General features: G+C 35.0%; 15 protein-coding genes. 5 read left to right on the forward strand and 10 right to left on the reverse strand.

The features are described from left to right. Positions 1 to 10: 10 nt before the first annotated feature. Genes MTZ49_RS15470 through MTZ49_RS15480 form a run of 3 tightly spaced genes read right to left on the reverse strand, consistent with a single transcriptional unit; the run spans position 11 to position 1,039 of the window. Entirely contained in the window at positions 11 to 313 is a 303-nt protein-coding gene (locus MTZ49_RS15470) for a hypothetical protein (RefSeq protein WP_264746348.1), read from the reverse strand. Next, positions 310 to 687: a phage holin family protein gene (locus MTZ49_RS15475; protein WP_264746349.1), complete on the reverse strand. Its 378-nt coding sequence runs from the start codon at positions 685 to 687 to the stop codon at positions 310 to 312. The genes MTZ49_RS15470 and MTZ49_RS15475 overlap by 4 nt, the downstream gene beginning before the upstream one ends. 16 nt (positions 688 to 703) lie before the next feature. Then, complete coding sequence (locus MTZ49_RS15480) at positions 704 to 1,039, reverse strand: DUF883 family protein (protein ID WP_264746350.1); 336 nt, start codon at positions 1,037 to 1,039, stop codon at positions 704 to 706. A gap of 426 nt (positions 1,040 to 1,465) precedes the next feature. Here MTZ49_RS15480 and rpmB point away from each other — a divergent pair, with 426 nt between their 5' ends. Then, on the forward strand, positions 1,466 to 1,702 hold the full coding sequence (rpmB, locus tag MTZ49_RS15485) for a 50S ribosomal protein L28 (RefSeq protein ID WP_264746351.1): 237 nt from the start codon (positions 1,466 to 1,468) through the stop codon (positions 1,700 to 1,702). An 11-nt stretch (positions 1,703 to 1,713) separates the two neighbouring features. Next, positions 1,714 to 1,869, forward strand: a complete 156-nt coding sequence (gene rpmG / locus MTZ49_RS15490; protein ID WP_003457707.1) for a 50S ribosomal protein L33 — start codon at positions 1,714 to 1,716, stop codon at positions 1,867 to 1,869. Between the two features lie 155 nt (positions 1,870 to 2,024). On the opposite strand, the gene MTZ49_RS15495 is transcribed toward rpmG, so the two are convergent. Continuing rightward, positions 2,025 to 2,150, reverse strand: a complete 126-nt coding sequence (locus MTZ49_RS15495) for a hypothetical protein (RefSeq protein WP_264746352.1) — start codon at positions 2,148 to 2,150, stop codon at positions 2,025 to 2,027. Positions 2,151 to 2,409: 259 nt separating this feature from the next. Here MTZ49_RS15495 and MTZ49_RS15500 point away from each other — a divergent pair, with 259 nt between their 5' ends. Further along, complete coding sequence (locus MTZ49_RS15500; protein WP_264747903.1) at positions 2,410 to 3,168, forward strand: SDR family NAD(P)-dependent oxidoreductase; 759 nt, start codon at positions 2,410 to 2,412, stop codon at positions 3,166 to 3,168. A gap of 158 nt (positions 3,169 to 3,326) precedes the next feature. Further along, a complete protein-coding gene (gene dacB, locus MTZ49_RS15505) occupies positions 3,327 to 4,799 on the forward strand; it encodes a D-alanyl-D-alanine carboxypeptidase/D-alanyl-D-alanine-endopeptidase (RefSeq protein ID WP_264746353.1) in 1,473 nt (490 codons plus the stop codon). Between the two features lie 190 nt (positions 4,800 to 4,989). Here the strand turns inward: dacB and corA are convergent, their stop codons facing one another. Then, positions 4,990 to 5,955 (reverse strand): magnesium/cobalt transporter CorA, encoded by a 966-nt coding sequence (gene corA, locus MTZ49_RS15510; RefSeq protein ID WP_264746354.1) that lies wholly within the window; start codon positions 5,953 to 5,955, stop codon positions 4,990 to 4,992. A 117-nt stretch (positions 5,956 to 6,072) separates the two neighbouring features. Here corA and MTZ49_RS15515 point away from each other — a divergent pair, with 117 nt between their 5' ends. Next, a complete protein-coding gene (locus MTZ49_RS15515) occupies positions 6,073 to 8,256 on the forward strand; it encodes a heavy metal translocating P-type ATPase (protein WP_264746355.1) in 2,184 nt (727 codons plus the stop codon). Positions 8,257 to 8,350: 94 nt separating this feature from the next. On the opposite strand, the gene MTZ49_RS15520 is transcribed toward MTZ49_RS15515, so the two are convergent. From MTZ49_RS15520 to dsdC, 5 genes are all read right to left on the reverse strand, one after another. Continuing rightward, entirely contained in the window at positions 8,351 to 9,268 is a 918-nt protein-coding gene (locus MTZ49_RS15520) for a LysR family transcriptional regulator (protein ID WP_264746356.1), read from the reverse strand. A gap of 410 nt (positions 9,269 to 9,678) precedes the next feature. Next, positions 9,679 to 10,380, reverse strand: a complete 702-nt coding sequence (locus MTZ49_RS15525) for a glutathione S-transferase family protein (RefSeq protein WP_264746357.1) — start codon at positions 10,378 to 10,380, stop codon at positions 9,679 to 9,681. 132 nt (positions 10,381 to 10,512) lie between these two features. Further along, positions 10,513 to 11,871: a D-serine ammonia-lyase gene (gene dsdA / locus MTZ49_RS15530; protein ID WP_264746358.1), complete on the reverse strand. Its 1,359-nt coding sequence runs from the start codon at positions 11,869 to 11,871 to the stop codon at positions 10,513 to 10,515. 15 nt (positions 11,872 to 11,886) lie between these two features. Further along, the gene (locus tag MTZ49_RS15535) at positions 11,887 to 13,227 is read right to left on the reverse strand and encodes a GntP family permease (protein ID WP_264746359.1); all 1,341 of its coding nucleotides are present in this window, start codon (positions 13,225 to 13,227) and stop codon (positions 11,887 to 11,889) included. Positions 13,228 to 13,498: 271 nt separating this feature from the next. Continuing rightward, the gene (gene dsdC, locus MTZ49_RS15540; protein WP_264746360.1) at positions 13,499 to 14,503 is read right to left on the reverse strand and encodes a DNA-binding transcriptional regulator DsdC; all 1,005 of its coding nucleotides are present in this window, start codon (positions 14,501 to 14,503) and stop codon (positions 13,499 to 13,501) included. Positions 14,504 to 14,555 lie beyond the last annotated feature (52 nt).

The following is a 14,555-nucleotide window of genomic DNA, read 5'->3' on the forward strand; positions in this document are numbered from 1 at the left end:
AGATAATAAGCTATTTAATCAGTTTATGTAATAGACCTGGATAGTTGATAACAATATAACGAGCTGCTTTACCTAACCAGCCACCTCGACGCTTACCTAATATAGCTACTGCTATTGCTAAACCAGTCACAATAGCAACTTTACCACTACTATGTTGTTGGTTATTGTTGGGTGTAAATAACCCTATTACTCGCTGTCCTGTTTTTAGTAAAGGCTGTGTTTGTAACTTTAACTCTTGCCTTCGCTCTTGCAACTGTTGCTTAATAAGTAACTTACGCATTTCGGAACGACTTATTTGTTTTTTATCCATCATGACAGCAGTTCCTCTTTATCTTTAAGCAATTCCTCTTTGGTACTTATAAAAAGTTTAGTTTTCTTTTTAATACGTATTAAATTAACTAGAGCAATCATAATTATCAAAAGATAACTACCTAATAACGCTAAAATTGCAGTCAATCGGTAACTATCCCAAAAATAAACAACAACCCCTACGGAAAACATAATAAAGAACAAGACACTACACACGACTATAATTGCAACATGTACAAAATAGCTCCAAGCAAAACCTTTTGCCTCTTCCAACTCAATAACAAATAAAGAGGCATGACTACTCAATAAATTTGATAGCGCTCTAATAAGCCCCTCTTGCGAGGGTTTATTAGGCTCGGACGCTTTAGGTGCATCCATAATCTACTCCTCGCTATTAACGGCGACGACAAAAATGTGCAACTACAAAGGCTGTAGCAGCAGCAACACCTACCGATACCCATGGGTGAGCCTTAACATAATCATCAGTTGCTTCAAACGCTTCTTTGCTTTTCTTACAAATTGGCTTAACATGCTCTCCCATAGAATCACGAATATCTTTAATCTTGCCAGTTAATTGCTCACGTAATTCAGTGGTTTTACCATCAGTTACTTCTGCGGTTTCTTTTAAAAGACGCTCTGCATCGTCAATAATCTCATTAAACTGTGCCATAAAATCATCTTTGATTTCTTTTGCAGTCGCTTTTACATCTTTATCAGTTGAATTTTTCATAATAACTTCTCCAGTCAATGGTTATAACTGACAACCATCCATGATCAGTTCATTTATTAAAAGAACTTATTCCTTTGATTCTTAGATTTATTTTAAACACAGCTAATAAAATGCTACTATCAGTCATTAGTAGCAAACTACTATGTATACCCTGCACTGCTATGACACGCACAGATGTAACTATTTATTTATCCACTTTCACTATCAACACATACATAAAACATGCTATAATTACTGTTTTACATTAATGAATAACTTCACTAGTTAACTAAAATAGTTGCGAAATTGGCTTATTTTTGATATAAAGCGCACCTAATTTTTTAAAGGTTCTTGCTTAAGAACTTTAATAGTTAAGTTTAGCATTCACATTATTTTTGAGTTAGCCAACCCATGCCGGGTTTGGCATGAGGTTTAGAGGGCTGAAATATGTCAAGAGTTTGTCAAGTTACTGGTAAAGGACCAGCAGTAGGGAACAATGTTTCCCATGCACAAAATAAAACACGTCGTCGTTTTTTACCTAATCTTCAATACCATCGTTTCTGGGTTGAATCAGAGAACCGTTTTATACGTTTACGCGTTTCTGCGAAAGGTATGCGCATTATTGATAAGCGTGGCATTGATGCAGTATTAGCAGAAATCCGTGGTCGTGGTGTTAAGGTTTAAGGAGTCTTAAAATGCGTGAATTAATTCGTTTAGTTTCTAGTGCTGGTACAGGTCATTTTTATACAACTGACAAAAATAAACGTACTACGCCAGATAAAATTGAAATCAAAAAATTTGATCCTGTTGTTCGTAAACACGTGATCTATAAAGAAGCTAAAATTAAATAATTTGGCTTTAATGATTATAAAAACCCACTCTCTAGTGGGTTTTTTATTATATAGATTAATCATCTAATAATAGTTGTAATAAATATAGCTAATTTCAGCCATTCTCTCTAAACAAGATGTACTTTAAAAATAATTACTCCGTGGTATTAATAAAACTATTGAGTAGTTTGTTCTGTTGTTACCTGAGGAAAATCAGTAGCCACTTTTTTATCCCCATTTATTATAAAAACCCAAATAATAGCGGCAATAAAAGCGATTAATACAATTGTTATTTTTGGCATAACCTGCAATACCTTAAAGCTTTATTTAAGCCAAAGCATAAAACAATCTACACTAAAAATAAAGTTACTCCTCCTAAAAAGCCTGTTATCAAAGAATAATAGGCTGATATTTTTACCTAGGCCTAGCACTAATAGCCTATTTTGCTTGTCAATAAACAATAACTCCCAAAAACACTTAAATTCATCGATTAGACAATATTACTACTAGCCCCTACTTTCATTTTGTATTTTAATAGTTGTATAAACATTTAAGGAATCTATCATGACAAATATTGTTTTTATTACAGGAGCCACATCAGGCTTTGGTCGTGCTACGGCTCGTCGTTTTGCTAAGGCTGGCTGGAAATTAATTCTTACTGGACGTAGAACAGAACGTTTAGAAGAACTTAAACAAGAGTTAAGCCAAGTTCCAATACATATTATCACTCTTGATGTACGTGATGCTGATGCAGTAAAAAAAGCAGTTGCAGAACTACCCACTGAATTTAAAAGAATTAAAGCACTTATTAATAATGCTGGTCTAGCATTAGCACCTGAACCTGCTCAAAAAGTAGCATTAGAAGATTGGCATACAATGATTGATACGAATGTTACGGGTCTAGTAAACATTACTCACACATTATTACCTACACTTATTGCAACAGGAGCTGGTGCTAGTATTATCAATCTAGGTTCTATAGCAGGTCAATGGCCTTACCCAGGGAGTCATGTGTATGGTGCCAGTAAGGCATTTGTAAAACAATTTAGTTATAATCTGCGTTGTGATTTAATAGGTACAGGAGTAAGAGTTACAGATATTGCACCAGGACTTGCTGAAACAGAATTTACGTTAGTACGTACCAAAGGCGATCAAAAGGCATCTGATAATTTATACCGTGGCACTTCCCCACTACAAGCGGAAGATATTGCTGAACAAATTTATCATATTGCTACATTACCTGACCATATCAACTACAATCGTGTTGAAATTATGCCAGTACGCCAAACATGGTCAGCCTTTACTATTGATCGTGACTAACCTCTTTATAGACTGTTCAATAACGGACAGTCTACATTCTTTATTAAAAAATATTTACTTATTAAACCTTTTGCTAGCTTTACAGGTCTAATACCAGTCATTAAGATGATCAATTAACTTTTATAAATAAAATATTCTAACTATACATTGAGTTGCTCATGACTAGCTTATTTCGTGTTACTTCTCTCGCTATATTATTTTCGTTTACTACACTCTTAGCAGCTGCGCCAGCAACAAATACTACTTTCTCACAAAACATTAATAAATCCTTGGCTTCCAATAAAATACCGCCTGAGGCTTTATCACTAGTAGCTATTCCATTAACGGGTAAAGGTAAAGCTACCTATGTTAATGCAGACGTTTCCATGAATCCTGCATCAACCATGAAGCTATTCACTACCTATGCTGCTTTAGAATTATTAGGGCCAAATTTCCATTGGCGTACTGCTTTCTTTACTGATGGCGAAGTCAAAGATGGTGTAGTGCATGGTAACCTTTATTTAAAAGGTGGCGGTGATCCTAAATTAAATATGGAAAGACTTTGGTTGCTTCTAAGAGAACTACGAAATAACGGTGTAAAATCAGTAACAGGGCATTTAATTCTCGATCGTAACTATTTTAATATGCCAGAAGAAAAGGTTTTCTTAGACGATAGCAACGAAAGCTATCGCCCTTACCTAGTATCTCCTGATTCTTTATTAATTAATTTCAAAGTTATTCGTATTATCAGTCATACCGATAATCAAAAAGTTCAAGTTGTTGTTGAACCACCATTAAAAGATGTTCACCTTGTTAATAATCTACAAATTATTAAACCTAAAGCGAAAGGCCGTTGCCCTACTATTCCTGATATTGAATACGATCCAGTTACACAAGCCAACGGCACTGTAACACTCACTATTTCAGGTAATATTGTTGAAGACTGTACAGTCCAAAAATATATTTCACTGTTTGATCATGACCGTTACGCGATTAATATTGTTCGCTCATTCTGGCAAGAACTAGGCGGCAAAATTAGTGGTAAAAACTCTATTGGAACTATGCCTAAAGATGCCAAACTATTAGCTGTAGTTTGGTCACCTGACTTAGTAGAAGTAATTAGAGATATTAATAAGTTTAGTAATAACACCATGGCTAAACAATTATTTTTAACTATTGGTGCTAGAAATCGCAAAGCCACTGATGAGGATGATGCCGCAGCAGCTTACCGTACAATTTATGAATGGCTTATTAGTAAAGGCGTAAACTCTAATCAATTAAAAATGGAGAATGGTTCAGGCCTTTCTAGAGAAGAGCGTATTACTGCAAGAGAAATGTCAGAATTACTAAAAATGGCTTGGAAAAGTCCCTACTCAGCAGAGTTTATTTCATCTATGCCAATTATCGGTGTTGATGGAACTATGCACAAACGTTTAAGAAAAACTGATTTAAAGGGCAAAGGCCATATTAAAACAGGTACATTAAACAATGTAAGGGCTATTGCAGGTTATATTCGTGATAAACATAACGACACATGGGCGATAGTAGCAATTTTAAATGATCCTAAACCTTGGGGAGCTGCTGAGGTACTTGATGATATCTTACTAGATTTCTATGATCCTACAGTAACATCATTACCCCGTACAAAATAGCAAGCTCATCATTTAGGCTGTTTTTATTTTATAAATTTGAAATAAAACAGCCTTTTTGCTACCCACTCTATTCCATCTGAAAAACAGTGTTTAATAAAGATCAATCAAATATAGCTTGTTGAGAAATAACAAGTTCATCTAAAAGTATATTATTACCATAACCTTAATACACTGTGTCTTTATTTTAATATTAAAGCCATTTTTTAATCTTAAACCAGATATAACAGCCCAGTGATGACAGCACCATTAATACAATACTAATTGGATAACCAAACTTAAAGTCTAGCTCTGGCATATCATGAAAGTTCATACCATAAATAGTACCCACTAAAGTAGGTGGTAAAAATAACACTGCAGCAATTGAAAATACCTTAATAATGCTATTTTGCTCAATATTAATTAATCCCAATGTAGCATCTAATAAGAAAGTAATTTCACTGGACATTCTGGCATGATATTCAGTTAATGAGCCAATATCTTGTTCAATCGCTTTTATCTGCGCCTTACTTGCAGGAGTTAGCCAATCAGTAGATTGTTTACAAAAAATTAGCATTCGTCGAATACTTAATAAACTATCACTTAATTTAGCTAACAAAGAGTTATATTTACCTAACTGTTTGACTGTACGTTGTAAACCTTCAGTATGCTGCCCCTCTGACTCATCGAAAATATCTCTTGAAAGGCTATTCAAGTTATCTTGTAACTTTTCAAGAATATCAGCAATTCGATCAACAACCGCATCAACTAATACCATCATCAGCACATCTGTTGTTTTAAAAACCTGTGGCTGACGTGCATATTGTGTTTCAAAAGAACGAAATGAGGTTAATTCACCATAATGTGCACACACCAGTTGCTTCTTATTGAGGATAAATGATAGCTCTGTGAGAGAGGGGTTCATATTTTGACTACCACTGACCACTGAAACAATCATACAAAGACTGTCTTTATTCTCAAAAAAACGTGAAGAATCTTCAATTTCAGCCATTTCTTCAGGAGATGGAATCTCAATATCTAAGCTTGATTCAATAAAATGCTCTTCTTCAGGCTTAGGACGCAATAAATCAATCCATATAGTATTAGCAGGAATTGCTTCTAAATCTTGAGCCACCTGTGTTTTTAATAATCCATTTTCAAGGTAATGATATGTAATCATAAAGATATCGTACTTATTAGTTAATGAAAATTATAAAATAGCTTGACCCTATAGTTACTATAAGGTTTTTAATAGATTATAAGATATAATACTGTCTATTAAAAATGGGACAAACCTATGACCAACCATACCCATCATCATGCCTGTGAGCATAAACATAACCATTTAGAAAATAAAGTAAAATCTACTGACAAGATAGATTTTTCTATTTCCCAACTACGCTGGGATAGTCTACTTATTCAAGATATGGACTGTCCAACGGAAGAACGCCTTATTCGTGACAAGTTTAAGGGGGTTAATGCCATAGAACAATTAGAATTTAATCTTATAAAACGGGTATTAAAGGTTCGTCATAGTTATACCTCTATTGAACCTCTACAACATATGATCAGTGAACTAGGTATGCAAGCTGTGCCCTATGATAATAGCCAAATATTGCATGTAAATACCTCCTACAAATCCACTATCATGCTTATTATTGCAGGCTTTTTAGCCTTTACCGCAGAAATAATGCATTATTTAGCCATGCCTACATTAATAGTGGCTATTATCTCTCTTATTACTATTGCATTCGTAGGTATCCCCACTTATTACAAAGGTTTTATTGCCCTCAAAAATAAAGCACTTAATATTAATGCACTCATGAGTATTGCTGTTACAGGTGCTATATTTATTGGACAATGGCCTGAAGCTGCTATGGTAATAGTCCTTTTCACATTGGCTGAATATATTGAAACACTGTCTTTACAACGTGCTCGTAATGCTATTAGCGAGTTATTACAACTAGCGCCAACTACCGCAGAAGTTGAGCAAGTTGATGGTTCTTGGCAAACAATTGCTGCTGAACAAATCACGTTAGACAGTATTATTCGTGTTAAACCAGGTCAACGAGTAGCGCTTGATGGAGAAATAATTAATGGTCAAACGACTATTGATCAGTCAGCAATCACAGGAGAAAGTATGCCTGTTGAAAAAACTGTGGGCGATCCTGTCTTTGCTGGTACTGTTAATGGCAACCAAGCTTTTACTTTTAAAGTAACACGTATTGCTAATGATACAACTCTTGCTCGCATTATCCAGCGTGTTGAAGAAGCTCAAAGTAGTCGTGCTCCCACACAACGTTTTGTAGATCAGTTCTCTAAATACTATACCCCTATTGTTGTTGCTATAGCCTTATTGATTGCATTAATTACTATTCCTGTATGGGTCTATACAAACCAGTTTACGATTGATTGGATTTATAAAGCATTAGTATTATTGGTAATTGCTTGCCCTTGTGCACTAGTTATTTCCACCCCTGTTACTATAGTTAGTGGCCTAACTCGAGCAGCAAAATTAGGTATATTAATTAAAGGCGGGACTTATCTTGAACAAGGTAATAAATTACAGTGGTTAGCAGTTGATAAAACAGGCACATTAACTGCTGGTAAGCCATCACAAACTGATTATCAAGTACTTACTGATATTAATGCTCAACAAATAGCTGGTAGTCTAGCTAACCATTCAGATCACCCAGTATCTATGGCTATTGCTCAAGCTACCAAGTTACCTTTACTCACTGTAGAAAATTTTGCAGCAATCCTTGGACAAGGTACGCAAGGTATTATTAATAGTGAGCAATATTACTTGGGTAATTATCGATTAATTCGAGAACTAGGGTTAGCTACAGATGAACTAACCCATAAGTTACAATTGCTTGAAAAAGAGGGTAAAACCACCACTTTATTAGCTACATCAACTCAAGTAATTGCTATTTTTGCTGTAGCAGATACTTTAAAAGAAACCAGTAAACAGGCTATTAATGATCTTCACCGCTTAGGTATTAAAGTGATGATGTTAACAGGTGATAATCAATATACTGCTAATACCATCGCCCAACAAGTTGGTATTGATGAAGTTAAAGCAGATTTGTTGCCTGATGATAAGTTAACTGCTATAGAATCTAAAATTAAACAAGGTCAAACCATTGGTATGGTAGGTGACGGTATAAATGATACCCCTGCACTAGCACGATCTGATATTGGTTTTGCAATGGGAGCAGCAGGTACTGATACAGCAATAGAAACAGCTGATATTGCTTTAATGGATGACGATTTAAGAAAACTACCCTTGTTTATTCGCTTATCCAAAGCTACACGTCATATTCTTGTACAAAATATAAGTTTTGCTATTGGTATAAAGCTACTTTTCCTAATTATTACGCTATTAGGTTACGGTACACTCTGGATGGCTATATTTGCGGATATTGGTGTCAGTCTATTAGTAGTATTTAATGGCCTTAGGTTACTTATGTTCAAATAACTACTTATTTTTCTTAATGCCCAGCACCTGCATAGTTACCACCCTAAAAACGCACTGCAGGTGAATCTGGGTTAAGTTCCTCATTTTTTTGTTATTAATTACGGGAAGCCACTACTTGTGGTGTCAAATAAGTCCGCCTAAAATACTCTTGGAAACAACGTCTACTTGGTGTCATTTCCATGTTTTCTGACCGTGCCAAACCAATGCTTAAAGATGGAACAGGCGTTACTAGATTTTTAGTAACAATACGTCTCCCTTCTAGAGACCATGGTCTATAAACCATATCAGACAATATAGTTATACCAGACTCATTAGCTACCATATTCCTTATTGCCTCAATAGAAATAGTTGTTAAACGAATATTTAATGAGTGATTGTGTTGTTTCCAGTATTTCTCACTCACTTGTTCGGCTTCAGCTACATTTAAAAGAATATAAGGTTCATCTGCAATATCTGCAAAACTAATACTATCTTTCTCTGCTAAAGGATGTTTAGCAGGCAACCATAAATGTCTTGGGGAATTTAATAAGTTTTCTATTACTATTTTATCTGAATCAATATTAGAAGCAGAAACTATTGACATATCATACTGGCCATTAACTAACCCTTTCTCTATTTCCTTATGAGTGCACTCATGTAGCTTAATGGTTAAATTAGGATAAGCTAAAGATAATCGTTTTATATGATAAGGTAAAACATAACCTATTATTGTAAAGCTAGCTGCAATATTTAAAGTTCCAGTAATTGCATTAGTGGGAACAGGATCATTTATTGCATCTTCTACTGCCCCTAAAATAGCATAAGCATGATTTAAAAAATGTCGACCACTATCTGTTAAAACCATACCTTGTGGGGTACGTACAAACAACTGTGCATTTAAAATTCTTTCCAACTCTTGAATAGCTGTAGTCACTGATGACTGGGAGATATTTAAATAAATTGCAGCTTGTGAAACTTGGCCTATTTCTGCTGCTGCCACAAAATACTTAATTTGTCGTAATGAAAGAGGCATTATTACCACCATTATCTGATTTTCAGAATGCTTACTATCTAATAATCATTCTTTTCAATAATACTTTGATAGTGTATTGTACTTATCCATAGGATCATACTAGTTTTACTAATCCAAAGTTGTATTTTTTCAGCTTAAAAAACTAGTTAAAATGATACTAGAATTGATGATGCTCTAAATAATATAGTTATTTTTTCATGTTGGATAACTATTTTTTTAAGCATATCAATTGAGTTATTTAATTATTAATATACGTTTATTATATAAGTAGTAAACCATAATAATTAAATTAGCTCATTGGCAAAAATTAACACTTCTGTGTAGGCTTGCCTCCCTGTTTAAGCAAAATAATCTCTCATGCTAAAAACAAAAGAAATCCCCAGTTCGCTGGGGATTTCTTTATGTATTTTTTAATTATCAGCTTGCAAACGATAAGGCTCTAACACAGCTAAAAAATCATGTTCATTCTTAGCATCATTCTGCCAAGCCATTACACTAGGTAATGCTTCTATGCGACTAACATATTGTTCCACAAGCTCAGGTAATGCTATTTGATAGGTACGAAAACGAGCACATATTGGCGCATAAAAAGCATCGATAATTGAAAACTCACCACATAATAAGGGACCATTTGACTGACTTAACAAACCTGACCAAAGGCAAAATATTCTTTCTATATCAGTCACTACATTTGATTGATCCCTTAATATTAATTTACCCTGCTTCGCTAGAGAAGCCTCTATATTAAATGTTAATGCACTGCGTAACGCCATAAAGCCACTATGCATTTCTGCACAAGCACTTCGCGCTTTAGCACGCAAGACAAGATCACTAGGCCAAAGCTGTTTATCAGGATGTTGCTCTGCCAAATATTCACAAATAGCTAAAGAATCCCAAACAGCTAAATCACCTTGTTCATGATCAATTAATAACGGTACTTTACCTGTAGGGCTTACGGCACTCATCGATCGCTTAAAAGCTGAATCAGGATTACGGTAATCCATACGTAATTTAACTTCCGTAAACTCAATGCCAGCCTGCTTCATCAATATCCAAGGGCGCATAGACCATGAAGAATAATTTTTATTGCCAATATAAAGTGAATAACGCATCTTTATCCCCTATCAATAAATGAATAACTTCTATTCTAACAGCAATTATTTACAACTATCTTACTGTTAATTATTTTTCATAAAATGAAAATCCCCAGCTATGCTGAGGATTTTAGTTGTTGACGTAAATGATTAATTATCTTGCTTAAGTAAGTTTTCACCTTTTTCAATATACTGCTTCATTTCAGCTTCTGGCACCATACTACCACCTGTTACCCAAGCGATATGAGTAGCTTGCTGTAATTGTTCAGGAGTAAATTTCATCCGCTCAATATATTGCTTATCGCGCAATACATCATATATACCAGGAATACCCGCAGCAGCTGAAGGTTCTATATAGATCTTTTCTTGCTGTGCTAATAATGCTAATAAACGGTACATTTCATCATCATCTAACGTGAAATAACCATCTAATAGATATTGCATCGCCTTACCAACAAATCCAGAAGGACGACCTACTGCTAAACCATCAGCAGCAGTCATATTATCTATACCAAAATCTTGTACTGAGGTTTTGTCATGTAATCCTGTATACACACCTAAAAACATACAAGGGGCATGAGTAGGCTCACTAAAAACACAATGTACTGCATCACCAAACTGAGCTTTTAAACCAAAAGCAACACCACCTGGCCCACCACCGACACCACAAGGTAGATAGATAAATAATGGATGATCTTGATCCACTTTTACAGATAATGCTTGCAATTGGCCAGCCAAACGATAGGCGGCAACAGCATAACCCAAGAATAAATTTTTAGAGTTTTCATCATCCACAAAATAACACATAGGATCATTTTCAGCCTCTTTACGACCCTTAGCAACGGCCTCAGAATAATCAGAGTCATATTCAACTACATTAACACCATGTGCTCTTAATTTATCCTTTTTCCACTGTCGTGCGTCTGCTGACATATGCACGCTGGCTTTAAAACCTAACTTAGCGCTCATAATACCGATAGACAAGCCAAGATTACCTGTCGATCCTACTGCTACTGCATATTGAGAGAAAAACGCCTTAAACTCAGGATCTGCTAACTTACTATAATCATCTGTTAATGCTAACTTCCCTGCTTTAATAGCTAATTCTTCTGCATGTTTTAACACTTCATAAATACCACCACGAGCTTTAATAGAACCACTAATGGGTAAATGACTATCAAGTTTTAACCATAAATTTCCTGATGAAGTCGCCTGATAATGTTTATCTAGTGCTTGTTGATAATTAGGTACAGCGATTAAAGGAGATTCTAAAATCCCTAATTGATGCCTAGTCTCAGGAAAAACTTTGGCCAAATAAGGACTAAAACGTTTTAGCCTTGCAGCAGCATCCTTAATATCTTCAACTGTAAGACCAACATCAGGTAAAGCTTCAACAGTTTTCTTAACAGCAGGATTAAACCAAGTAGCTTCTCGTAATTTTACTAAGTCTTCAATCAATGGGTAATCTTTGTACCATTGTTCTAATGTTTTACCATGAATCTCTTTCATTTTATTACCCTCAAGCTAAAGAAACATATTCAATAACAAAGCACCACCTAATCCTGTAATAGAAGCAAGCGTTGTAGCTACTGTTAATCGTTTAATAGTTTCAGTCATTGTTAACCCTAAATACTCTTTAACCAACCAGAAAAAGCTGTCTGTTACTTGAGTTAAAGCAATAGCACCCGCACCAATAGCAATGGCCATCACTTCTGGTTTTAATTCAGGGTGACCAGATAGCATTGGTAATACAATACCTGCTGCGCTGATCATAGCTACCGTAGCTGAACCTACAGCAAAATGAAGTAAAGCTGCAATTAACCAAGCTAAAACTACTGGACTAATTGGCAATGTAGAAAGTGCTTCCTTCAAACCATTACCCACACCACTGACACTTAACACTTCACTAAAAGCACCGCCAGCACCAATGATAAGTAGAATACCCGCTATGGGCGTAAAACCTTTTTCTGAAATACTTAATAACTCAGTTAAATTAAGCCCTCTTGCTAAACCTAAACTCCAATAAGCAAAAAATACGGAAATTAATAACGCCGTAATGGGATTACCTATAAAAGAAATCATTGGCATTAATGCAGAGTCTTTAGCTACCCAAATCACTAATAATGTTTTACCTACCATAATAAGCAGTGGTAATAAGATAGTGAAAAGAGTAATCCCAAAACCGGGTAATTGTTTATTTAAAGAAGCTGCTGTAGTTGCTGTCATTTGATCATTAGGCTCATTATCTAGCACATTACGACAGAAAAACTTAACAAAAAGAGGTCCCCCAACAATTGCGCAAGGAAGACCAACTAATAAACCAAATACAATAACTTTACCAATATCTGCACCTAATGTAGCAGCAATAGACATGGCAGCAGGATGTGGAGGTACAATACAATGTACTGTCATTAATGATACAGCCAGTGGCAAACCTACTTTCAAACGTGAAATACCAGCATCTTTAGCCACTACCAGTACCAAGGGGACTAATAATACAAAACCTACCTCAACAAACACGGGTATACCTGCAATAAAACCAACAAGCATCATTACCCATGTTGCCCGGGATTTACCCAACTTATCTAGTAAGGTACTTGCAATACGTTCAGCACCACCAGAGACTTCCAACATCTTTCCTAAAATAGCACCAAATCCAATAATTAAGGTTAAAAATCCTAATGTACCACCTACCCCTTTCTCAACCACATCAGGAATACTATCAATAGGCATCCCTGTAGTAATACCAACAAAAAACGCAGCCAACACTAAAGCAATAGAAGCATGTAATTTACATTTCACAATTAGTATGACAATCATTGCAATAGCAACGATTAAAATACCAACTAACATGGTAGTTGACATAAAGTATTTCCCCCAAGTATTCAATTTTAAGTAATTAGCTAACTAAAAATCTTCCACAAAAACATCATACTTACTTAAAAGTAGGGCAACAAAAGATAAATTTGCAGTACATAACTGAATATTTTTCATCTGTAGACCTATATCACTCTTTATTAGAATTAAATTAAAGAACTAGTTATATAGGTATTTATCTTGCTAGGAGGATTAGCATGTTAAATGCTTAATGCTTTTTAAAACTCAAAATATTAATTTATAGGAGAAATTATTATATTTAAAAAGAACCCACATGTTCTTTATCACTTTGCGCACCTTGCTGTTTGATCCAATCTAAAAACACACTTAATTTAGGTGGAATATGTTGTAGTCTTGGCCACACAAGATAATAATGAAAATGAGTTTTTAATGCTGGAATTGCAAAAGGTGTTATTAGCCGACCTGTTGCTAACCAGTTATGTACTAAATGTAAACGCCCCATAGCAACCCCTGTATGATAAATAGCAGCATAGGCGGCTGATCTAGAACTATCAAATGTAATGACTGAACGACTATTTGGTAATTCTATGTGCATTTGTTTACACCAAATATGCCACTCTGCATCCAAAGCTGCAAAATGCCATGCTTTGGCATCATGTAATAGAGTACACTTTGCTAGATTTTCTGGTTGGTTAATTAAATTATACTGAGCTGCATAAGTTTGACTGCATACAGGAAAAATCTCTTCTTCCATAAAGCATTCACTATTAAAACCTGGAAAATGCCCATTACTGTAATAAAGTGCTACATCAATAGCTTGCGATTGAAAATTAGCCTGTTCATTACCTGTCCGAATATTTAATTGGATTGCTGGATAGCGTTGAGTAAAATCGACTAACCGAGGAATAAGCCAATCCTCAGCAACACTGGGATGAGAGAAAATATTTAATGAACCAGATAATTCATTACTGCGAATATCCTGAATTTCTAGATTAATTTTAGCAAAGCTATCTTTTAATACGCCGTATAAACGTTCCCCTTCATTCGTTAATTTTATTTTACGAGCAAAACGATGAAATAATAAAAAACCTAGTTGTTTCTCCAATTTACCGATACGATGGCTAACCGCACTAGGTGATAAATATAAGTTTTCTGCAGCTGCTTGAAAGCTTAGAGAACGTGCAGCATAAATGAAAGTTTGTAAATTAATTAAGTATTGATCATTTAATATTGTCTTCTGATTTAATAAACTCTGATCCAATGCCCCAACCTTCGTTTTATCCACTGCAAAAGGCTCTTTCATATCTTTACCAACCTACATTTAAAAGGAGACTTTTACCTATCAATCAACCATG

Origin of the sequence: Entomomonas sp. E2T0 (assembly GCF_025985425.1) — a bacterium.
Lineage (GTDB): Bacteria > Pseudomonadota > Gammaproteobacteria > Pseudomonadales > Pseudomonadaceae > Entomomonas.

Bases quoted from the DNA above. Each gene is read 5' to 3' on its own strand.
- MTZ49_RS15470 (WP_264746348.1), bottom strand. From the start codon at position 313: ATGATGGATAAAAAACAAATAAGTCGTTCCGAAATGCGTAAGTTACTT.
- MTZ49_RS15475 (WP_264746349.1), bottom strand. From the start codon at position 687: ATGGATGCACCTAAAGCGTCCGAGCCTAATAAACCCTCGCAAGAGGGG.
- MTZ49_RS15480 (WP_264746350.1), bottom strand. From the start codon at position 1,039: ATGAAAAATTCAACTGATAAAGATGTAAAAGCGACTGCAAAAGAAATC.
- rpmB (WP_264746351.1), top strand. From the start codon at position 1,466: ATGTCAAGAGTTTGTCAAGTTACTGGTAAAGGACCAGCAGTAGGGAAC.
- rpmG (WP_003457707.1), top strand. From the start codon at position 1,714: ATGCGTGAATTAATTCGTTTAGTTTCTAGTGCTGGTACAGGTCATTTT.
- MTZ49_RS15495 (WP_264746352.1), bottom strand. From the start codon at position 2,150: ATGCCAAAAATAACAATTGTATTAATCGCTTTTATTGCCGCTATTATT.
- dacB (WP_264746353.1), top strand. From the start codon at position 3,327: ATGACTAGCTTATTTCGTGTTACTTCTCTCGCTATATTATTTTCGTTT.
- corA (WP_264746354.1), bottom strand. From the start codon at position 5,955: ATGATTACATATCATTACCTTGAAAATGGATTATTAAAAACACAGGTG.
- MTZ49_RS15515 (WP_264746355.1), top strand. From the start codon at position 6,073: ATGACCAACCATACCCATCATCATGCCTGTGAGCATAAACATAACCAT.
- MTZ49_RS15520 (WP_264746356.1), bottom strand. From the start codon at position 9,268: ATGCCTCTTTCATTACGACAAATTAAGTATTTTGTGGCAGCAGCAGAA.
- MTZ49_RS15525 (WP_264746357.1), bottom strand. From the start codon at position 10,380: ATGCGTTATTCACTTTATATTGGCAATAAAAATTATTCTTCATGGTCT.
- dsdA (WP_264746358.1), bottom strand. From the start codon at position 11,871: ATGAAAGAGATTCATGGTAAAACATTAGAACAATGGTACAAAGATTAC.
- MTZ49_RS15535 (WP_264746359.1), bottom strand. From the start codon at position 13,227: ATGTCAACTACCATGTTAGTTGGTATTTTAATCGTTGCTATTGCAATG.
- dsdC (WP_264746360.1), bottom strand. From the start codon at position 14,503: ATGAAAGAGCCTTTTGCAGTGGATAAAACGAAGGTTGGGGCATTGGAT.